At 59.3% G+C, this 26,144-nt stretch carries 17 protein-coding genes, 2 tRNA genes, 3 rRNA genes and 1 riboswitch; of the genes, 9 read left to right on the top strand and 13 right to left on the bottom strand.

Annotation, left to right across the window (positions count from 1 at the left end; genetic code table 11):
* Position 1 precedes the first annotated feature (1 nt).
* The 3 genes from JAB4_RS06305 to JAB4_RS06295 form a co-directional block, all read right to left on the bottom strand.
* A complete protein-coding gene (locus JAB4_RS06305) occupies positions 2-391 on the bottom strand; it encodes a DUF779 domain-containing protein (protein ID WP_070221752.1) in 390 nt (129 codons plus the stop codon).
* A gap of 55 nt (positions 392-446) precedes the next feature.
* Complete coding sequence (gene adh, locus JAB4_RS06300) at positions 447-1,967, bottom strand: aldehyde dehydrogenase (protein ID WP_070221751.1); 1,521 nt, start codon at positions 1,965-1,967, stop codon at positions 447-449.
* Between the two features lie 336 nt (positions 1,968-2,303).
* Positions 2,304-3,260, bottom strand: coding sequence for a beta-propeller fold lactonase family protein (locus JAB4_RS06295; protein WP_070221756.1), 957 nt, complete (start codon positions 3,258-3,260; stop codon positions 2,304-2,306).
* Positions 3,261-3,464: 204 nt separating this feature from the next.
* Here JAB4_RS06295 and JAB4_RS06290 point away from each other — a divergent pair, with 204 nt between their 5' ends.
* Entirely contained in the window at positions 3,465-5,603 is a 2,139-nt protein-coding gene (locus JAB4_RS06290) for a TonB-dependent receptor (protein ID WP_070221750.1), read from the top strand.
* A 55-nt stretch (positions 5,604-5,658) separates the two neighbouring features.
* Here the strand turns inward: JAB4_RS06290 and JAB4_RS06285 are convergent, their stop codons facing one another.
* From JAB4_RS06285 to JAB4_RS06265, 5 genes are all read right to left on the bottom strand, one after another.
* Complete coding sequence (locus JAB4_RS06285; RefSeq protein WP_070221749.1) at positions 5,659-6,492, bottom strand: transporter substrate-binding domain-containing protein; 834 nt, start codon at positions 6,490-6,492, stop codon at positions 5,659-5,661.
* Between the two features lie 25 nt (positions 6,493-6,517).
* Positions 6,518-7,003 carry a cytochrome c-550 PedF gene (pedF, locus tag JAB4_RS06280; RefSeq protein WP_070221748.1) on the bottom strand — a complete coding sequence of 162 codons (486 nt, stop codon included), beginning with the start codon at positions 7,001-7,003 and terminating at the stop codon, positions 6,518-6,520.
* A gap of 130 nt (positions 7,004-7,133) precedes the next feature.
* The gene (gene rtcA, locus JAB4_RS06275) at positions 7,134-8,153 is read right to left on the bottom strand and encodes an RNA 3'-terminal phosphate cyclase (RefSeq protein WP_070221747.1); all 1,020 of its coding nucleotides are present in this window, start codon (positions 8,151-8,153) and stop codon (positions 7,134-7,136) included.
* Between the two features lie 16 nt (positions 8,154-8,169).
* The gene (locus JAB4_RS06270) at positions 8,170-9,405 is read right to left on the bottom strand and encodes an RtcB family protein (protein ID WP_070221746.1); all 1,236 of its coding nucleotides are present in this window, start codon (positions 9,403-9,405) and stop codon (positions 8,170-8,172) included.
* Between the two features lie 272 nt (positions 9,406-9,677).
* Complete coding sequence (locus JAB4_RS06265; RefSeq protein WP_070221745.1) at positions 9,678-11,249, bottom strand: TROVE domain-containing protein; 1,572 nt, start codon at positions 11,247-11,249, stop codon at positions 9,678-9,680.
* Positions 11,250-11,455: 206 nt separating this feature from the next.
* On the opposite strand from JAB4_RS06265, the gene rtcR reads away from it, so the two are divergent.
* Positions 11,456-13,060, top strand: a complete 1,605-nt coding sequence (gene rtcR / locus JAB4_RS06260; RefSeq protein ID WP_070221744.1) for an RNA repair transcriptional activator RtcR — start codon at positions 11,456-11,458, stop codon at positions 13,058-13,060.
* Between the two features lie 227 nt (positions 13,061-13,287).
* On the opposite strand, the gene rrf is transcribed toward rtcR, so the two are convergent.
* The 5 genes from rrf to JAB4_RS06235 all read right to left on the bottom strand — a co-directional run bounded on the left by rrf (position 13,288) and on the right by JAB4_RS06235 (position 18,469).
* Positions 13,288-13,400 (bottom strand): 5S ribosomal RNA (rrf, locus tag JAB4_RS06255).
* A 139-nt stretch (positions 13,401-13,539) separates the two neighbouring features.
* Positions 13,540-16,413, bottom strand: a 23S ribosomal RNA gene (locus JAB4_RS06250).
* 247 nt (positions 16,414-16,660) lie between these two features.
* Positions 16,661-16,736, bottom strand: a tRNA-Ala gene (locus tag JAB4_RS06245).
* Between the two features lie 27 nt (positions 16,737-16,763).
* Positions 16,764-16,840, bottom strand: a tRNA-Ile gene (locus JAB4_RS06240).
* A gap of 98 nt (positions 16,841-16,938) precedes the next feature.
* Positions 16,939-18,469, bottom strand: a 16S ribosomal RNA gene (locus JAB4_RS06235).
* The 16S, 23S and 5S rRNA genes sit together here with 2 tRNA genes alongside, the layout of an rRNA operon.
* 459 nt (positions 18,470-18,928) lie before the next feature.
* Here JAB4_RS06235 and cobT point away from each other — a divergent pair.
* The 7 genes from cobT (at position 18,929) to cobO (ending at position 26,137) form a co-directional block, all read left to right on the top strand.
* A complete protein-coding gene (gene cobT / locus JAB4_RS06230; protein WP_070219385.1) occupies positions 18,929-19,969 on the top strand; it encodes a nicotinate-nucleotide--dimethylbenzimidazole phosphoribosyltransferase in 1,041 nt (346 codons plus the stop codon).
* A 4-nt stretch (positions 19,970-19,973) separates the two neighbouring features.
* Positions 19,974-20,780 (top strand): adenosylcobinamide-GDP ribazoletransferase, encoded by an 807-nt coding sequence (locus JAB4_RS06225; RefSeq protein ID WP_070219384.1) that lies wholly within the window; start codon positions 19,974-19,976, stop codon positions 20,778-20,780.
* Between the two features lie 4 nt (positions 20,781-20,784).
* Positions 20,785-21,339, top strand: coding sequence for a histidine phosphatase family protein (locus tag JAB4_RS06220; RefSeq protein ID WP_070219383.1), 555 nt, complete (start codon positions 20,785-20,787; stop codon positions 21,337-21,339).
* Between the two features lie 44 nt (positions 21,340-21,383).
* A riboswitch (cobalamin riboswitch) is annotated at positions 21,384-21,626 on the top strand.
* 126 nt (positions 21,627-21,752) lie between these two features.
* On the top strand, positions 21,753-23,621 hold the full coding sequence (locus tag JAB4_RS06215) for a TonB-dependent receptor (protein ID WP_070219382.1): 1,869 nt from the start codon (positions 21,753-21,755) through the stop codon (positions 23,619-23,621).
* Positions 23,622-23,701: 80 nt separating this feature from the next.
* Positions 23,702-24,727: an iron ABC transporter permease gene (locus JAB4_RS06210; RefSeq protein WP_070219381.1), complete on the top strand. Its 1,026-nt coding sequence runs from the start codon at positions 23,702-23,704 to the stop codon at positions 24,725-24,727.
* Positions 24,728-24,734: 7 nt separating this feature from the next.
* Positions 24,735-25,508: an ABC transporter ATP-binding protein gene (locus tag JAB4_RS06205; RefSeq protein WP_070219380.1), complete on the top strand. Its 774-nt coding sequence runs from the start codon at positions 24,735-24,737 to the stop codon at positions 25,506-25,508.
* Positions 25,505-26,137: a cob(I)yrinic acid a,c-diamide adenosyltransferase gene (gene cobO, locus JAB4_RS06200; RefSeq protein ID WP_070219379.1), complete on the top strand. Its 633-nt coding sequence runs from the start codon at positions 25,505-25,507 to the stop codon at positions 26,135-26,137. Before JAB4_RS06205 ends, cobO begins: the two co-directional genes overlap by 4 nt.
* The last annotated feature ends 7 nt before the right edge of the window (positions 26,138-26,144 follow it).

The raw sequence follows: 26,144 nt of genomic DNA, 5'->3' as shown, positions 1-26,144 counted from the left end.
ATCAGGTGCTGCCGTGGTCGTGCGGCTGCGCATGCAGCAAGGCGCACTCTTCATCGGTGAACAGGCGCGAGCGCGTCAAAAAGCGCTTGCCCGTGCCGTTGTCGAGTGAAAACATTCCGCCATTGCCATCGACCACATCGATAATCAACTGGGTATGCTCCCAGTACTCGAATTGCTCGAGTCCCATGTAGAACGGTGCGCCATTCAAATTGCCGAGATAGATATCGGTATCGCTGACATCGAACTCGCCCAGCGCGTAGCACATGGGCGCACTGCCGTCGCAGCAGCCGCCCGACTGGAAAAACATCAGCGGGCCGTGACGCTGGCGCAACTTGTCCATCATTTCCAGCGCCGCATCGGTGGCGACCACCCTGGCAATTGCTGCACTCATGGCACCCCTTTCTGCGCGCCGCGCCTGGACTACGGGCGCGGCGCCTGTTGCCGGTTTAGAAGAAGCCCAGCGCTTTCGGGCTATAGCTCACCAGCAAGTTCTTCGTTTGCTGGTAGTGGTCGAGCATCATCTTATGGTTTTCGCGGCCGATACCCGATTGCTTGTAGCCGCCGAACGCGGCGTGGGCTGGATACAGGTGATAGCAATTGGTCCACACGCGGCCCGCCTGGATGGCGCGGCCCATGCGGAAGGCGCGCGAACCGTCACGCGTCCACAAGCCGGCGCCCAAGCCGTACAAGGTATCGTTGGCAATCGCCAGCGCTTCAGCTTCATCCTTGAAGGTGGTCACGGACACGACCGGTCCAAAAATTTCTTCCTGGAAGATGCGCATCTTGTTGTGCCCCTTGAACACGGTCGGACGCACGTAATAGCCGCCTTCCAGGTCGCCCGCCTGCGTGTTGCGCTCGCCCCCAGCCAGCACCTCGGCGCCTTCCTGGCGGCCGATGTCGAGGTAGGACAGGATTTTTTCCAGCTGCTCCTGCGACGCTTGGGCGCCGATCATGGTGGAAGAATCGAGCGGATTGCCCTGCTTGATGGCGGCCACGCGCTTCAGGGCCCGTTCGATGAATTTCTCGTAGATCGATTCCTGGATCAGCACGCGCGATGGGCAGGTGCACACCTCGCCTTGATTCAGCGCGAACATCGCAAAGCCTTCCAGGCACTTGTCGAAATACTCGTCGTCCGCATCCATCACGTCTTCAAAGAAGATGTTCGGCGATTTGCCGCCCAGCTCCAGGGTGACGGGAATCAGGTTTTGCGCGGCATAGCCCATGATCAGGCGGCCCGTGCCTGTTTCACCCGTGAAGGCGATCTTGGCGATGCGCTTGCTCGAGGCCAGCGGCTTGCCCGCTTCCAGGCCGAAACCGTTGATGATGTTCAACACGCCCGGTGGCAGCAGGTCGCCGATCAGCTCGATCAACACCATGATGGAAGCGGGGGTCTGCTCGGCCGGTTTCAGGACGACGCAATTGCCGGCGGCCAGGGCTGGCGCCAGTTTCCACACGGCCATCAGAATCGGGAAATTCCACGGAATGATCTGGCCCACGACACCCAGCGGCTCGTGGTAGTGGTAGGCATAGGTTTCCGCATCGATTTGCGCGACGGAACCTTCCTGCGCGCGGATGCAGCCGGCGAAGTAACGGAAATGGTCGATGGCCAGCGGAATGTCGGCATTCATCGTTTCGCGGATCGGCTTGCCGTTGTCGATCGTTTCCGCCGTGGCGATCAGGCTCAGGTTCTGTTCGATGCGGTCGGCGATGCGGTTCAGGATATTGGCGCGCTCGGCAGGCGAAGTCTTGCCCCAGGCCTCCTTGGCGGCATGCGCGGCATCCAGCGCCAGCTCGACGTCTTCCGTCGTGGAACGGGCGATTTCGCAAAACGGCAAGCCCGTGATCGGCGTAATGTTAGGAAAGTATTCACCTTTTACTGGTGCAACGAATTTGCCGCCGATGTAATTGTCATAGCGTTGTTTGAAGGGATTGGCTACGCCCAGTTTGCTGATGTCTGCGAGATTCATGTCGTCCTCTATCGGGTTAATTAGAATGGAATTACTTAATTAAAATCAAACGTCCTGGTACAGATGGGGTGAGTACACGCAGTCTTCCGCAAATGCCGTGCCAGCTCGCCATCCCACTACAAACTTAGCCGCTTTTGCCCTTGTTGCAAGGGCGCGGCGTCAATGCCGGTGCGCTTTTCGGCGCATGCCCGGGCTTGAGCCGCGGGAGCGGGCCTGTTTGCGTTTTGAACAAGGTGAAGGCATCCTGTTCCAATCCGGGCCAGCCCTGCGGCATCTCCCCTGCGCCGCTGCACAATGGAACAGGTGTACCAGACTGGAACACCTGTTCCTGTACCGCTACCGAATCACCACGCCCCATGGCAATTCGCCCACGGCGATATCGGCCACCTTGCGCGCGCTGGCCGTATCGATGACGGAGACGCTGTTCGAGCGGCCATTGGCCACGTACAGCTTGGCCCCGTCGGGCGTGATGGCCATGTTCCACGGGCGCTTGCCGACGGGAATGGTGGCCGTCACCTGCTTGCTGGCCGTATCGATCACCATCACCGTACCGTCGATGCCGTTCGAGACATACACTTGCTTGCCGCCGGGATGGACCGCGATGCCGTTGGCATTCTTGCCCGCTGGAATGGTGGCAATGGCCTTGCGCGCCGTCATATCGATCACGTAGACGGCATTGACCAGTTCGCACGCCACGTAGGCAAGGCCCGAATCCGGACTGAAGCCGATGCCGCGCGGACGCAAGCCCACGGCAATGGACGCGACCTGGCGGCGTTGCGCCACGTCGATGACATCGACTTGCTCGGCCTCTTCCGCACTGACCAGCAGCCAGCGCCCATCGGGACTGAACACGGCATGTTCCGGGTTGCGTCCCTGCACCTTGATATCGGCAAGCACGACGCCCGTCTGGCCATCGAGCAAGGCCACGCTATTGTTTTCCTCGACGGCCACGGCCACGTAACGACCGTCGTGCGAGGCGCTCACGCCTTCGGGCGACTTGCCCAGCGCCACCATGCGGACTGGTGCGCCAGCTTCGTTATCGATCAGCAGCAAGGCGCTGCTGGCCGCATCGGTGACAAACAATTGCCGCCCGGTGGGGTCGGCGGCAATGCCGCGCGGACGCTTGCCTGCGGCGATCTGGCGCACGACCTGGTCGGTCGCCGTGTCGATCACGCTCACGGTGCCCGATTTTTCATTGGGGACATAGGCAAAAGGAGCGGCCTGGAGGGCCGTGCTGAAGAGCGCAGGCAGCAGCCAGCACACCTGGCGCAAGCGCGGGAAGAAGTTGGGCATAATCACCTTTTCAATGGCAAAACACAGGAAAAGCGCGCGGTAGCGGCGCATCTGATAATTGCTGCATGCAAACGCCGTGCCACTGACACGCGTATAATTTCCGCCCACCAATGGAGACATGGCAGGCATATTGCTTGATACAACTATGCAGACCTGCGCCGCTCACGCGCTCAAGCAGGCTTTTATTCACATTGGAGAATCCGCATGCAGCATCGTTTCCGCCTGAACACCATCGCCAGCCTGTTTGTCGCCGGCAGCGCCACCCTGGCCCCCCACGTCTTTGCCGCCGAGCCCGCTGACTTGGCCGCCGGGCAACTCATGGATACGGTGGTCATCAGCGGCAGCCGCATCGCCCACCCCAGCCAGGAAGTGCCCGCGTCCATCGACGTCGTCGACAGCACCCGCATCCAGGACGGCCAAATCCGCGTCAATGCCTCGGAAGCGCTGGCCGCCGTGCCGGGTCTGGTCGTACAAAACCGCCAAAACTACGCACAAGACTTGCAAATCTCGTCGCGCGGCTTCGGCGCCCGCTCGGCCTTCGGCGTGCGCGGCGTCAAGCTGATCAGCGATGGCATTCCCGCCAGCATGCCCGACGGGCAAGGCCAGGCTGCCACCTTCAACCTCGATACGGCCGAGCGCATCGAAGTGCTGCGCGGGCCGTTTTCTGCCATCTACGGCAACCATTCGGGCGGCGTGGTCCAGCTGTTTTCCAAGGATGGGCAAAATCCCCCGTCCGTCGAACTGAACGTGACGGGCGGCAGCTTCGGCACCAGCAAGGTGGACCTGTCGGCGCAGGGCCAGGCAGGCGGCATCGGCTACGTGCTCGACGGTTCGCGCTTCCGCACGGACGGCTTCCGCGACCACAGCGCCGCCACGCGCGAACAGGCGTTCGGCAAGATCACGGTCAAGCCGAATACGGACAGCAAGCTGACCATCGTCGCCAACAGCCTGCACCAGGGCAACACGCAAGATCCGCTGGGCGCCACCTGGGCCACGTTTTCCCGCGATCCGCGCGCCGGCGAAATCGATGCGACGGACACGCAAAACCCGAAACGCACCCTGGCCGAACGCTACAACACGCGCAAGAGCATCGACCACCAGCAAATCGGCGCCACCTATGAACAATCGTTTGGCGAAGACCGCCTGCACGTGACGGCCTACGGCGGCAACCGCGACGTGATCCAGTACCAGGCTTTTACCAAGGGTTTCCAGGCGCCAGCCAGCCATTCGGGCGGCGTGGTCGACTTCCAGCGTGAGTTCTACGGCATCGACACCAACTGGCTGCATGTGAACCAGCTGGCAGGCGGCAAGCTGAGCACCACCATCGGCATCGACTATGGCCGCTCCAGCGATGACCGCACCGGCTATGAGAATTACATCGGCAACACGTTTGGCGTGAAGGGCAAGCTGCGCCGCGACGAGCAGGATGTCGTCTCCAGCCTCGATCCGTATATCCAGACAGAATGGCAGAGCGGGCCATGGCTGCTCAGCGCAGGTGTGCGCTACAGCAAGATGAAAGTGTCGGTCAACGACCGCTTCCTCGGCAATGGCGACGACAGCGGCAGCCTGGAGTTCAGCCACACGACACCGGTGCTGGGCCTGCTGTATAAACTGACGCCCAACGTCAACGTGTACGCCAGCGCCGCGCGCGGTTTCGAAGCACCCACCCTGAACGAACTGTTTTACTCGGGCACGGGCGGCGGCTTCAATTACCAGCTGAAACCGGCCACCAGCACCAACCTGGAAGCGGGTATCAAGGCCAGGATCGCGAACAACACGCATGTGAACGCGGCCGTGTTCCAGATCAAGACCAACGATGAACTGGTGGTCGACAGTTCCAGCGGCGGGCGCACCAGCTACCGCAATGCGGGCAAGACCTTGCGTCAGGGGATGGAAGTGTCGCTCGACTCCAGCTTGCCGTACGGTTTCACGACAAAAGTGGCGCTGACCAGCCTGCACGCCGTGTATGACCAGGCGTTCGGCAGCGTACGCGAAGGCAGCCGCTTGCCGGGCGTGCCCAGCGCTAACCTGTTCGCGGAACTGGCCTGGAAAGACACGCTGGACCGTTTCGGCGCGGCAGTGGAAAGCGTGGCCAGCAACCAGGTCTACGCGGAAGACAGCAACAGCGAAAAGCCGGCACCCGGCTACACGGTGTTCAATGCCCGCTTCAACGCCAAACAAAACGTAGGGAATTGGCGCTTCAAGGAGTTTGCCCGCCTGAATAATCTTTTCGACAAGACCTACGTGGGCTCCGTCATCGTCGGCGACAGCAACAAGCGCTACTATGAAGCGGCGCCGGGGCGCAACTGGTTGTTAGGCGTCAGCGCCATGTATTCCTTCTAATTAAAAAGCCCGCGCATCGGAAGATGCGCGGGCTTTTCAACGAGAGCAAGCTAAATCAGGGCCGCGCTTCCTTCACGCCATGCTTCTCAAAGATGGCTTTCAATTCACCGCTGGCCGCCATCTCGTTCATGGCCGCCTGCAGTAACTTGGCCACGTCGAGCTGTTGCTTGCTGACGGCCAGGCCCACGGCCCAGCCGGCACGCGGCAAGCGGGCGAACGCCACTTCATTCATGGGGAAAGCGGGATCGCTTTTCAGCACCGATTCGATTTCCGATCGGTTGGCCAGCACGGCGTCGAGCTGGCCGGCCTGCAATTGCTGCAAGGCTTCGGCGGCCGTATCGAAGATGCGCACATCGTCGCGGTATCTGCCATTGTCTTCGCCCAGCATCAGCATGGCCGCGATCGACACCTTTTCCACGCCGATACGCTTGCCTGCGAGGCTGGCGACGCCATCGAATTGCGGTACGGCTTGCGCGCTGCGCGTCAGGCGCACGGTTTCCACGTAGTACGGCGCGAATATCTCGACCTTGTCGTTGTCCGCCATCAATTTCTTGTCGACCGGCACGTGCAGCATTACGTCGGCGGGACCATAGCCGAGGTAATGCCCCTTCCACACCATATTGCGCAAGTCGTCGTTGAGGTTTTCGCCGGCGGGAAAGGGCAGCAAGCTCAGTTTCAGCCCCAGCTTTTTCGCCAGCGCTTCGGCGATGTCGATATCGATGCCCGCGCCCTTGTCGGAAAACGGCGCGAACTCGTTATACACAGCCACCTTCAGGCTGCCCGACTGCTGCACTTTCTGCCAATCGGCGCGCGCCGGCGCGGCCGCGCACAGCGCCATGCAAGCGAGCGAGAGCATCGCGCGCGCGCCACGGAGTTGAAATGAACGCATGGAACTCCTTCGTTATCAGTTCGACCTAATTAGACTCGCGGCGGGTTTCCAGGTAGGTCTTGATGGCCCACATCGCTTCCTGGTTGAATACGCCCTCGAACGGCGGCATGTACACGGCGCCATTACGCACTTTACCGTGACGGATGGTCGCCAGGAAATAATTATCCGTTTCCTTGTAGCACGCCTGTTTCTTTGTCTCATTCTTGATACCGAAGCAATCACGGTCCAGCTGGCGCAAGTCCGGCGCGATGCCGCCCGAAATGGCTTCGATGCCGTGGCAGCGCGCGCAATTCTGGTTATAGGCCGAGGTGCCCACCGTCAGGGCCAGCTTGTTGCCGCGATACGGGTTTTGCTCGAGCCACTTGTCGCCCACCTTGGGCAAGCCCGTGGTGTCGACGCCTTGCGGCGTGACATTGCCGTGCGCATAGGCATGCGGCAAGGTCAGCAGGGAGGTGAGGGCAACGGCGCCGGCGGCGGCCACGCCGAGCAGAGTACGGATGGAATAGGTCATGCTGGTCTCCTTGGTTTTTTTAGTGAATATCCAAGAAGAGCAAATGCCATGCCATGCGTATATGCCCCACATCGGGCCGCCCATGTATCAATTTGGAGCAGCTGCAACAGCGATTGTGTCACCGCGCGCGTCAGGCGGCGGCCACCGTGCAGATGCTGCCCTGCGCCTGCTGCTCGAAAGTGATACGCACGGGCAAGAAGCGGGCAATCACGTCCGCATTCGTCAACGCATGCTGCGACACCTTGTTGCAACTGAAGCTACCGCCGCCGGCCAGCGCCATCGGCAGCAAGAGCTGGTCCGCCAGGTGCTCGCCCACGGCCGCGTCCGTCTTGAGATAGGCGCGCACCTCGTTCAACAGGCGCTTGGCCACGGATTCGGCCAGCAAGTGCTTTTCGCCGAACGACGTAAATACTTCCGTGACGTGCTCATGTTCCAATGTCAGCAACAGGACGTTGCCCGGTCCCTGCTCCGCCGGCAAGCCGACGAGACGCAGCTGCTTGCCGCTCCAGCCCATGCCGTCGGCGACACGCTCGAGCTCGCGCTGCGCCACGTTCACATGCACGCCCGCCACCACGCTTTCCGCATACCCGGCCTTCCGCTCGCCGCGCTGCAGCAGTGAAATGGGCCGCAAACGCTGGCACGGTTGCACGGTGGCCAGCACCTCGCCACCACCTGCGGGATGAAAGCCATAGCGCTGCTGCGTAATCTCCACCTCGGCGCCCATCTGTTCCAGGATGCGGCCATACGCGCGCTGCAAAAAATGCACGGGCGGCGCCATGGCATTGTGCGTGCCGCCGCTGATGCGCACGGTAGACGGCCCATCCGCATACAGCAGAGCCGGCAGCAAGGTTTGCAACACCAGGGTGCAGCTGCCGGCGCTGCCGATGGCAAAGCGGTAATCGCCGCCGCGTATGGGGCCAGGCACGAATTCCAGGCTGGCTGCGCGCAGCACCACCGGCGTCGTGCGCGCCCCGCAAATGGCGGTCGCTGCCTGCACGGCCAGCAAATGCTGGCGCAACAAGCCGGGCTTGTCCCGCCCCGCGCGAATATTCGTCAGCCGGAACGGCTGCCCCGTGATCATCGACAGGCTCAGCGCCGAGCGCAAAATCTGTCCGCCGCCTTCACCTTGCGCTCCATCAATTTCTATCATCTGTACTTTCTCTTTATTAACCTTTGACGCAAACGACCTGCTTCAGGATATGCACGACGTCGACCAGCTCGCGCTGTGCCAGCATCACCGCATCGATATCCTTGTAGGCCATTGGAATTTCATCGATCACGTTTTCATCCTTGCGGCATTCCACGCCTTGCGTGGCGCGGATCTGGTCGTCCAGGTTGAAGCGCCGCTTCGCTTCCGTACGGCTCATCGTGCGTCCCGCGCCGTGGCTGCAGCTATGGAAACTGTCCGCATTACCCTTGCCGCGCACGATAAAACTCTTCGCGCCCATGGAACCGGGAATGATCCCCAGTTCGCCGGCGCGGGCCGAGACGGCGCCCTTGCGCGTGACCAGCACGTCCTTGCCGAAGTGGTGCTCCTTCTGCACATAGTTATGGTGGCAGTTGACGGCTTCCACATGCGTCTGGAACGGCTTATGGATGACCGTGCGCACGGCCGCGATCAGGTTTTGCATCATCACTTCGCGGTTGTTGCGCGCGAAACGCTGGGCCCAGCCCACCGCTTCCACGTAATCGTCGTAATGCTGCGTGCCTTCGGCCAGATAGGCCAGGTCCTGGTCGGGCAGGTTGATGAAGTGGGTACGCATATCCTGCTTGGCCAGTTCGATGAAATGCGTACCGATGGCATTGCCCACGCCGCGCGAACCGGAATGCAGCATGAACCATACAGAACCCTGTTCATCGAGACAGACTTCGACGAAGTGGTTACCGCTGCCCAAAGTTCCCAGGTGACGATAGTTATTCGTGTTCTTCAGCTTGGGCGTTTTCAGGCAGATGGCGTCGAATTCATCCTTCAGCTGCAGCCACGCGGCATCAACCACCGAGGGCGGCGTCTGCCAGGAACCCTCGTCGCGGCCGCGGTGACCGCGCGTCTTCGGCGACATCCCGTGTGGAATGGCGCGCTCGATGGCGCTGCGCAGCGGCCCCAGATTATCGGGCAAATCGCTGGCCGTCAGCGTGGTTTTCGCCGCCATCATGCCGCAACCGATATCGACGCCCACTGCCGCCGGAATCACGGCACCCAGGGTAGGGATCACGCTGCCGATGGTCGACCCTTTACCCAGGTGGACGTCGGGCATGACGGCGATGTGCTTGTAGATGAACGGCAGGGTCGCCGTGTTGCGCAATTGTTTTTTGGCCGCTTCTTCGACAGGCACGCCACGCGTCCACATTTTCACGGGACGGCTGCCTTCGGTATGCAGAACTTCGTATTCTTCGTTTTTCATCGCTATGCTCTTCTTCTATTGTATAGGGGGTGATGACAAGGATTGGTGAAACATTGCCGACGCATCGGCTCTGGATGTAGTTCCACCGGCATTCATCAATACGACAACCCGACAAGGGGGGACAGGATTTTCTGCCAGGCGCAATGTGCCTGGCAGACCGGTTTGACGCGGCTGATCGATGTAATCCTGTCGGCATTCGGGGTACTGCGGCGCATGACAAGCCTGGACAGGACGTCTCTCATGTAGTCCTGTCCGCATTCGTGCGCCTTACGTCAACAAGCTGGTGCCGCGACATCGAGGGCGGCGATTTCTCCCACCCAGTGGGCCGGGTCCAGCTGACCGGCGGCAAAGGCGGCGATGATCTTGAAGACGTCGTCGGAAAAACCGCCGATATTCAGGATATCCTCGCGCTCCATCGCCTGTGTCGTGGCATGCGGCGAAATATCGATGCACACCAGCTTTGCCTGCGGATTGCGCTGCTTGAAAACCGTCCACTGTCCCATCGTCGCCGTGGCGCCGCTGCGCTTCGCGTCGATCCACGATTCGTTATCGGACACATAGATCACCAGGTCGGCCAGCTCCTTCCTGCCGTTCATGCGCAGCAGGGGTGCGCTGCAATTGGTGCCGCCACCGCCGATGGCCGCCAGCCTGGCCGCATTCGCCATTACGCTGTCATCGGCGCCAAGTGCGCACTGCACCACGTTGTGCTCGAACGGCAGCACCATGGCGTCCGGATTCTTGCGCAGCATGGCTGCCGCCACCAGAGCCGCCACATCGATGCAGCGCACGTTCGAGGTGGCGCTGCCGCGAAAACCGCTAACGGGCGAGGCCATCGAGCCGGAAACGTCAGGACACACCACCACCTTGCCCGCGATCCGCGGCACGTTCGCCAGCGATATTTCCAGCGCCTGCTCCAGCGCTGCGTGCACGATGCGCGGTACCTTGTCGCCGGCGGCCATGTACGCCGACATCAGTTGGTAGGGAAACACGCGCGAGCTGGCGATCGCTTCGGGATCGCGCAGCTTGGCGGCGATCAGTTCCGGCATGCCATCAATCGCGTACACGCCATGGCGGGCAAAGGTATTCAGATTCATGCGCACCATCTGCCAGCTGCCCTGGCGGGCGATCTGCGCCCAATCCTGCGCGCTCAAGGGCAGCGCCGTCAGCATCTGGAACGGCACTGCCGGTATCGGCTGCGAAGGATCGGCCTTGTATGCCTCGAACGCGGCCAGCGCCGGCGGCAAGGCATCGCGTGTATATTCCTTGCCGATCAGCCAGGCAAAGAATGCCTCCCGCCACGCTGCCTGCGGTTTCGGATGCACCATTTTCACCACGTCGGCCAGCGACGGCGCATTGCCCACGGCAGCGGCCAGCAAGGCCTGCTCGGATGCGTTGTTCAACCATGCCTGTACCAGCTTTTTCGGACGCGATCCCAGCGACTTGCGGCCCACGGCGCCCGAACGCATGATTTGCACGAAGTTGCGCAGCATCTTGCCGTTGTTAATCACGCGCTGGAAGGCCGGCGCAAATTCGGCAGCGCCCTGCCCCGCCAGCACGGCCACCAGCAAGGCCGGCATGTCTTTCATGTAGCCCCGCTCGCGGCAGTACACGGCCGTTTGCGCGATGAAAGCCGGCTCGACGGCCTGGCACAGCTCGAGTACTTTCGCCAGCTGCGCTTCCGCGCTGGCATAGAACGTCGTGTTCAGGCAACCGGTGGCCGCATATTGCGCCAGTTGATGCCGGGGCGTCAACGCGTAGGCCGGCGCGCCTTCGGCATTGCGTGCCAGTGCCGCTGGCACGGTCGCGGTCTGTTGTGCGCTCTGGAATAAGTGGGCGTTGGCCATTTTTCGTTCCTCTCTGCTCTCTACGTTTATCTCGTTGGTATCTCCTCTATTGCAAACGCCGTGCCAGCTTTCAATATTTCCTCAAACATTTCCATAAACCATTGATTTCATTAAATAATATTTTCACGTAAGCTGTGCGTTGAAAATATCCCTGCCACGGTGATTTGGAATACAATTATCTTTTAAGATAAATATTTATCCCAACTATGCAAGCAAAACGTATCGTCGTCATCGGCTTTCTCGGCACGCAGCTCGACAATGGCAGGGGAGCGGCACGCTGGGAAAAGTGGCGCCCCAGCATCGCCCTGACCCAGCACGAGGACAAGATCATCGACCGTTTCGAGCTGCTGTATGCAGGCAGGCAGTTCGATAACCTGGTGCGCCAGGTATCGCAGGACATCGCCAGCGTCTCGCCTGAAACAAGGCTGGTCGCCCATGAACTGCCCATCAGCGATGCCTGGGATTTTGAAGACGTGTATGGCGCGCTTTACGATTTTGCCAACAGCTACGCCTTCGATCCGGACAAGGAGGAGTACTGGATCCACATCACCACCGGCAGCCACGTGGCGCAAATCTGCATGTTCCTGATGACGGAAGCGCGCTATTTTCCCGGCCGCCTCGTGCAGACGTCGCCACCGAAGCGCCAGGCCATCGGCAATCCAGGCAGCTACGCGCTGATCGACCTCGATCTGTCGCGCTACGACCAGATCGCGCAGCGTTTTACGCGCGAACAGGCCGAGGGCGTGGCCTTCCTGAAGTCCGGCATCGCCACGCGCAATGCGAAGTTCAACAGCATGATCGAGGAAATCGAGCGCGTCGCCATCAAGTCGCGCGCGCCCATGCTGCTGATGGGACCTACCGGTGCCGGCAAGTCCTTTCTTGCGCGCCGCGTGTATGAACTGAAAAAATCGCGTCACCAGATCGACGGCAAATTCATCGACCTCAATTGCGCCACCCTGCATGGCGATGGCGCAGCCTCAACCTTGTTCGGCCATATCAAGGGGGCATTTACAGGCGCGGGTTCGGATAGGCCAGGCTTGCTGCGCAGCGCGCACAAGGGCTTGCTGTTTCTCGATGAAATCAGCGAGCTGGGACTCGATGAACAGGCGATGCTGCTGAAAGCGATCGAAGAAAAACGCTTCTTTCCTGTTGGTGCGGATACGGAGGTGCAAAGCGACTTCCAGCTGATCGCCGGCACCAACCGCGACCTGGGAAAAGAAGTGGCCGCCGGCCGCTTCCGCGAAGACCTGCATGCGCGCATCAACCTGTGGACGTACGAATTACCGGGTCTGGCGCAGCGAGCCGAGGATATTGAGCCGAACCTGGACTACCTGCTGGCGCAGTACGGTGCGGAGACTGGCGAAAGAGTGCGCTTCAACAAGGAGGCGCGCGAGCGTTTCATGCGCTTTGCCAGCCTGCCTACCTCCGCATGGAAGGGGAATTTCCGCGACCTGTCCGCCGCCGTCACGCGCCTTGCCACGCTGTCGGAAGCGGGCCGCATCACGGATAGTGTGGTCGACGAAGAGATCAGGCGCCTGAACCGGATGTGGCAGCATCATGATGGACGAACCGGTCGTCCGGAAGTGGACCTGGCAGAGCTGATGGGAGAGCAGGCGGCAGCGCAACTCGACCTGTTCGATGCGCTGCAGCTGCAGGCAGTCATCCAGGTGTGCCGACAGTCCAACAGCCTGTCCGATGCGGGCCGCAAGCTGTATGCCGTTTCGCGCGAGGCAAAGGCGAAACCGAATGATGCGGACCGGCTCAAGAAATTCCTGGCCCGCTTTGACCTGGAATGGGACAGTATTAGATAACAGAGGCAGCGCACAGCGCTGCTTTTTTTCGTCCAGCATTCTCCCAACGGCGAAGTACCGGAGTCAAGCGCAGGTCGACGTAGGTCGATGTCGGTCGGCGCAGGCCGGCGCAGGCCGGCGTAGGTCGGCTTAGCGCAGCGTAAGCCGACAGCACCAGCGGCGTATCCAAGCGCCAGACGTAAAAAAACCCCCACCGGGTCACCGATGGGGGTTTTTTCGTATAACAAGCCTGACGATAACCTACTTTCACACTGGTTGCAGCACTATCATCGGCGCAAAGTTGTTTCACGGTCCTGTTCGGGATGGGAAGGGGTGGGACCAACTTGCTATGGTCATCAGGCATAACTTGTACCGGCATTTGTCCTCAGTAGAGCGACAAAGCCATGAATCTGGAAGAAGCAAAGATCGGGGTAATGAATTGGTGTATCAACACACACGCAACGTTGTACCGTCTTATCCTCTGTACCTGCTAAGGTTATAGGGACAAGCCGTACGGGCAATTAGTACTGGTTAGCTTAATGCATTACTGCACTTCCACACCCAGCCTATCAACGTCCTGGTCTCGAACGACCCTTCAAAGAGCTCAAGGCTCTGGGAAATCTCATCTCAAGGCAAGTTTCCCGCTTAGATGCTTTCAGCGGTTATCTCTTCCGAACTTAGCTACCCGGCAATGCCACTGGCGTGACAACCGGTACACCAGAGGTTCGTCCACTCCGGTCCTCTCGTACTAGGAGCAGCCCCCTTCAAATTTCCAACGCCCACGGCAGATAGGGACCAAACTGTCTCACGACGTTTTAAACCCAGCTCACGTACCACTTTAAATGGCGAACAGCCATACCCTTGGGACCGGCTACAGCCCCAGGATGTGATGAGCCGACATCGAGGTGCCAAACTCCCCCGTCGATATGAACTCTTGGGAGGAATCAGCCTGTTATCCCCAGAGTACCTTTTATCCGTTGAGCGATGGCCCTTCCATACAGAACCACCGGATCACTATGTCCTACTTTCGTACCTGCTCGACTTGTCAGTCTCGCAGTTAAGCACGCTTATGCCATTGCACTATCAACACGATGTCCGACCGTATCTAGCGTACCTTCGAACTCCTCCGTTACACTTTAGGAGGAGACCGCCCCAGTCAAACTGCCTACCATGCACTGTCCCCGATCCGGATAACGGACCAAGGTTAGAACCTCAAACAAACCAGGGTGGTATTTCAAGGTTGGCTCCACGAGAACTAGCGTCCCCGCTTCAAAGCCTCCCACCTATCCTACACAGATTGGTTCAAAGTCCAATGCAAAGCTACAGTAAAGGTTCATGGGGTCTTTCCGTCTAGCCGCGGGTAGATTGCATCATCACAAACATTTCAACTTCGCTGAGTCTCGGGAGGAGACAGTGTGGCCATCGTTACGCCATTCGTGCAGGTCGGAACTTACCCGACAAGGAATTTCGCTACCTTAGGACCGTTATAGTTACGGCCGCCGTTTACTGGGACTTCAATCAAGAGCTTGCACCCCATCATTTAATCTTCCAGCACCGGGCAGGCGTCACACCCTATACGTCCACTTTCGTGTTTGCAGAGTGCTGTGTTTTTATTAAACAGTCGCAGCCACCAGTTTATTGCAACCCTTTCACCCTCATGGAGTAAACCAATCAAGCTACCGGGGCGTACCTTTTCCCGAAGTTACGGTACCAATTTGCCGAGTTCCTTCTCCCGAGTTCTCTCAAGCGCCTTAGAATACTCATCTCGCCCACCTGTGTCGGTTTGCGGTACGGTCTCGTATGACTGAAGCTTAGAGGCTTTTCTTGGAACCACTTCCGATTGCTTCGTGAATAAATTCACTCGTCCCATCCCCTTGAATCCTGCGCCCGGATTTGCCTAAGCGCCTTCTATGAGACAGAAACTGACTATTCCAACAGTCAGACAACCTTCCGCGATCCGTCCCCCCATCGCATCATACGACGGTGCAGGAATATTAACCTGCTTCCCATCAGCTACGCATCTCTGCCTCGCCTTAGGGGCCGACTCACCCTGCTCCGATGAACGTTGAACAGGAAACCTTGGGCTTACGGCGTGGAGGCTTTTCACCCCCATTATCGCTACTCATGTCAGCATTCGCACTTCTGATACCTCCAGCATCCTTTACAAGACACCTTCGCAGGCTTACAGAACGCTCTCCTACCATATGCTTACGCATATCCGCAGCTTCGGTGACTGGCTTAGCCCCGTTACATCTTCCGCGCAGGACGACTCGATCAGTGAGCTATTACGCTTTCTTTAAATGATGGCTGCTTCTAAGCCAACATCCTGACTGTTTTAGCCTTCCCACTTCGTTTTCCACTTAGCCAATCTTTGGGACCTTAGCTGGCGGTCTGGGTTGTTTCCCTCTTGACGCCGGACGTTAGCACCCGACGTCTGTCTCCCAAGCTCGCACTCATCGGTATTCGGAGTTTGCAATGGTTTGGTAAGTCGCAATGACCCCCTAGCCATAACAGTGCTCTACCCCCGATGGTGATACTTGAGGCACTACCTAAATAGTTTTCGGAGAGAACCAGCTATTTCCAAGTTTGTTTAGCCTTTCACCCCTACCCACAGCTCATCCCCTAATTTTTCAACATTAGTGGGTTCGGACCTCCAGGGCGTGTTACCGCACCTTCATCCTGGCCATGAGTAGATCACTTGGTTTCGGGTCTACACCCAGCGACTGATCGCCCTATTCGGACTCGATTTCTCTACGGCTTCCCTATTCGGTTAACCTTGCCACTGAATGTAAGTCGCTGACCCATTATACAAAAGGTACGCAGTCACGGAACAAGTCCGCTCCTACTGTTTGTATGCACACGGTTTCAGGATCTATTTCACTCCCCTTCCGGGGTTCTTTTCGCCTTTCCCTCACGGTACTGGTTCACTATCGGTCGATTACGAGTATTTAGCCTTGGAGGATGGTCCCCCCATATTCAGACAGGATGTCACGTGTCCCGCCCTACTTGTCGTACGCTTAGTACCACCGGTCCGATTTCACATACGGGGCTATCACCCACTATGGCTCCCATTTCCAGGGGATTCTGTTATCGGTCCGACTATCACGTACAGGCTCTTCCCATTTCGCTCGCCGCTACTTTGGGAATCTCGGTTGATTTCTTTTCCTGCAGCTACTTAGATGTTTCAGTTCGCCGCGTTCGCCTTGCATACCTATGTATTCAGTATGCAATACCCTAAAAGGGTGGGTTGCCCCATTCGGAAATCTGCGGATCAAAGTGTGTTTGCTCACTCCCCGCAGCTTATCGCAAGCTACTACGTCCTTCATCGCCTGTAATCGCCAAGGCATCCACCATGTGCACTTATTCGCTTGTCCCTATAACGTTAGCCTCTTCATTCTTTCAAACGAAAAGAGCGCTACAGGGATAAGAAAGTACAACGTTGTTGCTTGTTTGTTGATACATACAATCATTACCCATCGATTCGCTTGTTACGGCAAACCGATCAATAAATAATCTTTACTTCTTCCAGATTGTTAAAGAACGAAACAGCTTTGATCGCTAAAAGATCAAACCTAAACCCAAGTCTTGTTGACTGGCTTACGTTTGCACTTTCAAAGTACTTGGTGGAGGATGACGGGATCGAACCGACGACCCCCTGCTTGCAAAGCAGGTGCTCTCCCAGCTGAGCTAATCCCCCAGGATATTTCTACGACTCGGGTCTTACTGGTAGGGCTGGTTGGACTCGAACCAACGACCCCCGCGTTATCAACACGGTGCTCTAACCAGCTGAGCTACAGCCCCAACGCGGTGCTACTACGACTACTGTTTCTTCTTCATTTAACAGCCGATAAGTGTGAACATTTGATGCGTGAATCATTACTGATTCGTGCAAACTCTAGAAAGGAGGTGATCCAGCCGCACCTTCCGATACGGCTACCTTGTTACGACTTCACCCCAGTCACGAATCCTACCGTGGTAAGCGCCCTCCTTGCGGTTAAGCTACCTACTTCTGGTAAAACCCGCTCCCATGGTGTGACGGGCGGTGTGTACAAGACCCGGGAACGTATTCACCGCGACATGCTGATCCGCGATTACTAGCGATTCCAACTTCATGCAGTCGAGTTGCAGACTACAATCCGGACTACGATACACTTTCTGCGATTAGCTCCCCCTCGCGGGTTGGCGGCGCTCTGTATGTACCATTGTATGACGTGTGAAGCCCTACCCATAAGGGCCATGAGGACTTGACGTCATCCCCACCTTCCTCCGGTTTGTCACCGGCAGTCTCATTAGAGTGCCCTTTCGTAGCAACTAATGACAAGGGTTGCGCTCGTTGCGGGACTTAACCCAACATCTCACGACACGAGCTGACGACAGCCATGCAGCACCTGTGTACTGGTTCTCTTTCGAGCACTCCCCGATCTCTCGGGGATTCCAGCCATGTCAAGGGTAGGTAAGGTTTTTCGCGTTGCATCGAATTAATCCACATCATCCACCGCTTGTGCGGGTCCCCGTCAATTCCTTTGAGTTTTAATCTTGCGACCGTACTCCCCAGGCGGTCTACTTCACGCGTTAGCTGCGTTACCAAGTCAATTAAGACCCGACAACTAGTAGACATCGTTTAGGGCGTGGACTACCAGGGTATCTAATCCTGTTTGCTCCCCACGCTTTCGTGCATGAGCGTCAATCTTGACCCAGGGGGCTGCCTTCGCCATCGGTGTTCCTCCACATATCTACGCATTTCACTGCTACACGTGGAATTCTACCCCCCTCTGCCAGATTCTAGCCTTGCAGTCTCCAATGCAATTCCCAGGTTGAGCCCGGGGATTTCACATCAGACTTACAAAACCGCCTGCGCACGCTTTACGCCCAGTAATTCCGATTAACGCTTGCACCCTACGTATTACCGCGGCTGCTGGCACGTAGTTAGCCGGTGCTTATTCTTCAGGTACCGTCATTAGCAAGAGATATTAGCTCTCACCGTTTCTTCCCTGACAAAAGAGCTTTACAACCCGAAGGCCTTCTTCACTCACGCGGCATTGCTGGATCAGGCTTTCGCCCATTGTCCAAAATTCCCCACTGCTGCCTCCCGTAGGAGTCTGGACCGTGTCTCAGTTCCAGTGTGGCTGGTCGTCCTCTCAGACCAGCTACTGATCGATGCCTTGGTAGGCTTTTACCCTACCAACTAGCTAATCAGATATCGGCCGCTCCACGAGCATGAGGTCTTGCGATCCCCCACTTTCATCCGTAGATCGTATGCGGTATTAGCGTAACTTTCGCTACGTTATCCCCCACTCCAGGGTACGTTCCGATATATTACTCACCCGTTCGCCACTCGCCACCAGAGCAAGCTCCGTGCTGCCGTTCGACTTGCATGTGTAAGGCATGCCGCCAGCGTTCAATCTGAGCCAGGATCAAACTCTTCAGTTTAATCTCTGTTACTTTGCCGTTTTACCGGCACCGTCTTGCGACGGGTCGCTCACTCAAAAAACTGACAGGCCACTACTTTCGTAGCGCCTATTTCATTATTTCTTGTGAACATTTGATATTTTAAGTTAGACGCCAATCCGAAGATTGACGCTGCACTTGCATCAAATGCCCACACTTATCGACTGTTAATTGTTAAAGAACTGTATTCGGTACTGCTTTCGCGCTATCGACAAAGCGTTGTGTTTGTCAGCTGCGAAGAAGGAAGAGTATGAAGCATTTTACTACATCCGTCAACTCCTTCTTTTTCTCACCGTACTCAGCATTTGCATGCGTCGTTCAGCGAGGGGGCGAATTATAGCCCTGCGCCGCGCGACCCGCAAGCGCTAATTTGCAGCTGGGCAAATATTGCTGTGTGATATCGTAGTGCCGACAATCCCCTGCCCCATCACATTGACTTCCATGCCTATCCCACACATCGTCCCCACCGCCAATTCCGCCCTGGCCAACGCCCTCGAACACGCCATCAATAGCAAGACCAAGCCGCTGGGCAGTCTCGGCATGCTGGAAACCCTGGCGCGCCAGATCGGCCTGATCCAGCAAAGCACGCAACTGGCCTTGCGCCAGCCGGCCATCATCGTTTTCGCGGCCGACCATGGTGTCGTCGCCGAAGGCATTTCCGCCTATCCGCAAAGCGTGACCTGGCAAATGGTGGAGAACTTCCTCGGCAACGGCGCCGCCATCAATGTCTTTGCCCGTCAGAGCGAGTGCGCCCTCTATGTAGTAGACGCCGGCGTGAACCACGATTTCGGCCCGCGCGACGGCCTGCTGGACCGCAAGCAAGCTCCCGGCACCCGCAACTTTGCCAAGGAACCCGCCATGAGCCAGGAACAATGCCTGGCCGCCATGCAGGCGGGCATGGACCTGGCCGCCACCTTGGACGGCAATGTGCTGGGCTTTGGCGAAATGGGCATCGGCAACACCACTGCCGCTGCCGCACTGATGCACAAGCTGACGCAAACGCCGGTTGCCGACTGCGTCGGTGCCGGCACGGGCCTGTCCAAGGAAGGGGTATTACACAAGCAGCAGGTGATCGAGGCGGCTGTCGCCCATCATGCGGCAATCCATGAGCCGCTCGACGTGCTGGCTACCTTTGGCGGTTTCGAGATCGCCATGATGGCCGGCGCCATGCTCAAGGCAGCCGAACGGCGCATGATTCTGCTGATCGACGGCTTCATCGTCAGCAGCGCCCTGCTGGTGGCGGCCCGTTTGCAGCCAGCCATCCTCGATTACTGCGTATTTTCGCACTGCTCCGATGAAAACGGCCATCGCCAACTGCTGGCCAGCCTCGGAGCGCGTCCGCTGCTGCACCTCGATTTGCGCCTCGGTGAAGGCACGGGATCGGCGCTGGCCTTGCCGCTGCTGCACGCGGCCGTCAACTTCATGCGCGAGATGGCCACGTTCGCCTCGGCCCAGGTCAGCGAAAAGTCCACGCCAGACTAAGATCATGAGCAACCCCGTTTCCGCCGCAGTCCATCAGTGCCGCCTGTTCTTTATCGCGCTGCAGTTCTTCACGCGCCTGCCGATCCCCCGCTGGGTGGGTTTCGAGCCGGCCTGGCTGCAACACGCCTCGCGCTACTTTCCACTGGTCGGCGTGGTGGTGGCGGCCATCAGCGGCGCCGTGTATCTGCTGGCCAGCTGGCTCCTGCCTTCGGCGGTGACCGTGCTGCTGGCCGTCGCCGCCGGTATCTACCTGACGGGCGCCTTCCATGAAGACGGTTTTGCCGACATGTGCGACGGCTTCGGCGGCGGCCTGACGCGCGAGCGGGTGCTGGAAATCATGAAGGATTCACGCATCGGCGCGTATGGCGCCATCGGCATCCTCAGTCTGCTGGCCATCAAGTGCTCCGCACTCGCCTCGCTGCCGCCTGCCTCCGTGGTGGCGACCCTGTTCATCGCCCATCCGCTCTCGCGCCTGGCCGCCGTCTCGCTGATCTGGCTCATGGACTATGCGCGCGACGAAGGCAAGGCCAAACCGATGGCGCAGGAAATGACGACGGGGGAATTCATCATCGCCGCCGTCTGCGCCCTGCTGCCTGCCATCGCCTGCGGCGCGCTGGGGATAGTTGACTGGGCGGCGCTGGTCTTTGCCATCGTCGCGGCGGCAGCTGCCGCATTCTGGCTGGGCCGCAAATGCCAGCGCCGCCTGCAAGGCTATACGGGCGACTGCCTGGGCGCCGTGCAGCAACTGGCCGAAGTGGCGATTTACTTGGCCATTCTCTCCAGCTTTCAGCCGCCAACACGCTTCTATTGACACCATGCGCCTGATTCTCGTTCGCCACCCCGCGCCGCAGGTGACCAGCGGCACCTGCTATGGCCGCAGCGACGTGGCGGTGGCGCCGCATGAAATGGCCGCCGCGCGCGCCAGCCTGCAAGCGACCTTGCCACCCGGTGTGCCGCTCTACGCCAGTCCGCTGCGCCGCTGCGCCGGCCTGGCAACGGCCCTGGCGCAGGATCTGCCCGCGAGCGAATTACACTTTGATGCCCGGCTGGCCGAAATGGATTTCGGCACCTGGGAAATGCAGCCCTGGCACGCGATTGCGCGCGCGGACATCGATGCCTGGGCCGCCGACCTGGCCTGGTACCGCCCCGGCGGCGGCGAGAACGTGCTGGCGATGGCTGCCCGCGTCGATGCGTTTTTAGGCGATCTGTTGCGCGAACAACACGACACGGCGATCATCATCTGCCATGCGGGCACCATCCGCTTGCTGTCGGCGCTGCAGGCGCAGCTGCCATTGGAGGAAACGGCCCTGCTGGCCGCCCATTCCGCCCACAAAATCGCCTACGGTGCGACGGTCGTCGTCGATTTCTGATATCGAATCGTCCAGCCAGCCATGTCAGTCCACGCCCACTGCACGTATAATGACGGGGTTTTGGTGCCCGCGCTCATGTCCATGAGCGCAGTTAAACGGGAAACACGATGCCGCAACCGCGGCGAACGTGTGCTGCCCCCGCAACGGTAAGCAAGTGTCGCCCCTCTCTACAGGAAGCGGACGACAAGCTATCTCTGACAACCACTGTGCTTGCAATCATCGAGCATGGGAAGGTGGGATAGCCGTACTTGCCAGCCCGGATACCGGCCAGGACAGGTGGAAGTGTGCGAACGGGGATGTTCGCGATCCGAATGGCCGATGGCCATCTTCGATCGTCAATCTCAGTTCCCACTTCTGTTCAATCTGGCCTACGGGGACGTCGGCTGGTTGCATATTACTTACTGAAAATTATCATGACCCATGCTGTTTCCTGCCGCGCGACGCTCACGTCGCTCGCGCTAGCCATTGCCGCGCCTGCCGCTTTCGCCCAAGCCACGCCAGATACCTTCGATCCGATCGTCGTCACCGCCAACCGCTACCCGCAGCACCTGAGCGAAGTATTGAGCGATACGCAGACCATCAGCGCGGAAGACATCGCGCGTTCCGGCGCCGGTACGCTGATCGACCTGCTGCAAAAACAGCGCGGCATCGAAGTCAATCGCAGTGGCGGCCCAGGCACCAATTCGAGCGTCTTCATTCGCGGCGCGAACAGCAACCAGAATATCGTGCTGGTCGACGGCGTGCGCATCGGCTCCGCCACTTCGGGCACAGCCAACTGGAGCGCCCTGCCTTTGTCGAGCATCGACCACGTTGAAATCGTCTACGGTCCACTGAGCACCATGTATGGTGCCGATGCCGTCGGTGGTGTGATCCAGATCTTTACCAAGAAAGGCGATGGCGCGGCGCGCTTCTCCGCCTTCGCTGGCTACGGCCGCTACAACACGCGCCAGGCGGAAGCCAGCGTTGCCGGCTCTACTGGTGGCAACAACAGCTTCAGCTACGCGCTGACCGCAGGCAAGGAAAAATCGGATGGCTTTTCCGCCTCCAAGCTGGGTGCCTCGACGTATACCTACAATCCGGATAAAGACGGCTACGACAAGGAAAGCGTCAGCGGCCAGTTCGGTTACCAGATGGCCAAGGGCCATGAAGTCGGCCTGACTTTCCTGAACAGCAAACTGGATGCGCAGTACGATTCGGGCTTGAACTTCGACGCACGCAACGACAATAAGCTGGAAAACATTTCGGTTTTCACGAAGAACCAGTTCTTGCCGAACTGGACCAGTGAGCTGCGCTACGCCCAGGCAAAGGACAAACAAACCTCGGTGTCCGCCACCGGCGCCTTCGGCCGAAGCCAGTTCGACACCAAACAAAGCGACATCAGCTGGCAAAACGATATTCTCATTGGCCGTGACACCCTGCAATTGCTGGGCGAATACCGTGATGAAGACGTCGTGAGCTCGGCCAAGGGCCTGTCCGGCGGCCGCAATACCAAATCGTTCGCTGCATCGTACAACCTGGTGCGCGGCGCCCACCTGGCCAGCATCAGCGGCCGTCGCGACGACAGCTCGGCGTATGGTACGCACAACACGGGTAGCGTCGCCTACGGCTATCGTTTCAGCAACGCCTTGCGCGCCAACGCCAGCTATGGCACCAGTTTCCGCGCACCAACCTTCAACGATCTTTACTACCCTGACTCCGGCATCCCGACGAACAAGCCGGAAAAAGGCCGCAACGCTGAAATTGGCTTGCATTACAACGACGGCCAATCGCAACTGAGCGCGATCTACTACCATAACAAGATCACCGACATGCTCACCTACGTGTCAACTTGCCCGGTAATCGGCTGGAAGCCAGGCTATGGCTGCAGCATGAACGTCGACAAAGCCCTGCTCGAGGGAGTGACACTGGCTGGCGCGCGCAAATTCGGCGCCTTCAACGTCAGCGGCAATATCGACCTGCAAGATCCGCGCAATGAAACCACGGACAAGCAACTGGCACGCCGCGCGAAAAAGCATGCCAATTTCACCGTCGATTACACGACCGGTCCTTTGACCGCTGGTACGGAGTGGCAGTTGTCTGGCAAGCGTTTTGAAGATGCCGCCAACAAAACCACGCTCGGTGGCTATGGCTTGCTGAACCTGTACACCACCTACCAGTTCGCGCGTGACTGGTCGGTGCTGGCACGCTGGAACAACATCACCAACAAGGACTACGAACTGGGCCGCTTCTACGCAACGCCAGGCTCGAACCTCTTCGTTGGCGTACGCTACGGCATGAAATAAGCATGATGTAATGATGTAAGCTGCGGGCGATGGCATGCCGCCATCGCCCGCAGATGCGGTTCCCGATTTTAAGGCAGTACATGCACCCATTCTTCCGCAATATGCGCCACCGCGCCACCGTGATCATCACGGTATTGATCGCGTGCGCGATTGCCAGCCTGATTTTCTCCGGCATGATCGGTTCGATCGCGATTCCGCTCGCCGACCTGCCTTCCGCCCTGTTCCATGTTGTACAGGGCAAGACCGATACCCTCGCCGCCACCCTGCTCGACCTGCGCCTGGGCCGCGCGCTGACCGCCTTTGTCACCGGCGCGGCGCTGTCGCTGGCGGGCCTGATGATGCAGGCGCTGCTGCGCAATCCTCTGGCCGATCCTTACGTGCTGGGCATTTCCGCCGGCGCTTCCGTCGGCGCGCTGGCCGCGCTGCTGTTCATGTGCGCGCTGTGGGTCGTCGACGCGGCCGCCTTCGCCGGCGCCGTCGGCGTGTCCATGCTGCTGTACTTCTTTGCCCGGCGCGACCTGCGCGGCGGCACGGCGGCCGAAGGCGGCGCCTCGCTGTTGCTGCTGACGGGCGTGATCCTGGCCTCGGCCTGCATGGCCATCGTCACCCTGATGCTCTCCATCGCCCCGGAAAGCCGCTTGCGCAGCATGGTGTTCTGGATGATCGGCGACCTGTCCGGCGCGCCAGCGCGGCTGATGCCCTGGCTGGTTTTGGCGGGCGCCATGGTCTTTGCGCTGCGCTGCGCGCGTTCGCTCAACGTCATGGCCCTGCACGCGGAAGCTGCCAGCACCTTGGGCGTACGCGTGGGCGCCCTGCGCAAGGGCCTGTTTTTCTGTTCCGGCCTGCTCACGGCCAGCGCCGTCACCAGCGCCGGCAGCGTGGGCTTCGTGGGACTTATCGTGCCGCACGCGCTGCGCTTCGCCTGCGGCCCCGATCATCGCCTGCTGATACCGGCCGCCGCTCTGGCCGGCGGCACCTTCCTCGTCCTGGCAGATACCCTGGCGCGCACCGTGCTGGCGCCATTGCAGTTGCCCGTCGGCGTGGTGACGGCCATGATCGGCGCGCCCGTCTTCCTGTACCAGCTCCATCGATTGCGCAGGAGATGAAAAAAGCATGATCCGCACCTACCAACTGGGCCTGAAGGCGGGCACGCGCTCCCTCGTGGAAAACCTCACCTGGCAGATCAAAGACGGTGAATGCTGGAGTGTCATCGGCCGCAACGGCGCGGGTAAAAGTACTTTGCTGCGCACCCTGGCCGGCTTGCGCGAACCGGATGCCGGCCACGTGACGATACAGGGCCGCGCCCTGATCGACTGGCCACTGGAAGCACTGGCGCGCGAACGGGCCTTCCTCGCGCAGGCGCGGCACGACGCGTTCTCGTACCGCGTCATCGAAACCGTGCTGTCGGCGCGCCACCCGTATCACGACAACCATTACTGGGAAGGCAGCGACGACCAGCGCATCGCCCTGGCGGCGCTGGCCTCGATGGAAGTGGACCACCTGGCCGAACGCGACGTGCGCAGCCTGTCCGGCGGCGAACGCCAGCGCGTGGCGATTGCCGCCATGCTGGCACAGGACACGCCCCTGCTGCTGCTGGATGAACCGGCCAACGCGCTGGACCTGGCGCACCAGGTCAGCGTCATGGGCCTGCTGGCCAGGCTGTGCCGCGAACAGAATAAAACCGTGGTCATGGTCGGCCATGACCTGAACCTGGCGCACAGCGTCTCGACCCATGCGCTGCTGCTGATGGGCGACGGCGGCTGGCTGGCCGGCCCCGTGGCCGAGGTGATGCAGGCCTCCATCCTGGGCGACTACCTGGGCCACCCGATCGAGATCATCGATCACGGCAAACGCAAGATATTCATACCGAAAGAGGATCAGACATGAGCGACAACAAACCTATCGACGTAGAAACAGCCGCAATCAACGAACGCCACCGCGTACGCATGGAGAGAAAAAAAGCCATCATCGACGCGGCCATCGCCAAGGCCGACAAGGAAATCGGCATCATCATCGTCAATACAGGCAACGGCAAGGGCAAGAGCTCGAGCGGCTTCGGCATGGCCATCCGCGCCATGGGCCACGGCATGAAAGTGGGCGTGGTGCAGTTCATCAAGGGCGCCATGTCGACGGGCGAAGAGAAATTCCTGCGCCGCTTCCCCGATGAAATCAGTTTTCATGCGATGGGCGAAGGCTATACCTGGGAAACGCAGAACCGCGAACGCGACATCGAAAAAGCCGAACTGGCATGGGAGCAGGCGAAAACCTTCCTGGCCGACCCAAGCTACGGCCTGGTGCTGTTCGACGAACTCAATATCGCCCTCAAGTACAACTACCTCGACGTACATAAAGTCATCGCCGACCTGCTGGAACGCCCGGCCATGCAGCACGTGGTCATCACGGGCCGCGGCGCGCCGGACGAATTGATCGCCATCGCCGACACCGTCACCGAAATGGCCGTCGTCAAGCATGCGTACGCGGCCGGCATCGGCGCACAAATCGGCACCGAGTGGTAACAGCGCC

It is taken from the genome of Janthinobacterium sp. HH102 (assembly GCF_001758625.2).
Lineage (GTDB): Bacteria > Pseudomonadota > Gammaproteobacteria > Burkholderiales > Burkholderiaceae_D > Janthinobacterium.
This window is presented reverse-complemented; position numbering and strand designations above follow the sequence as displayed.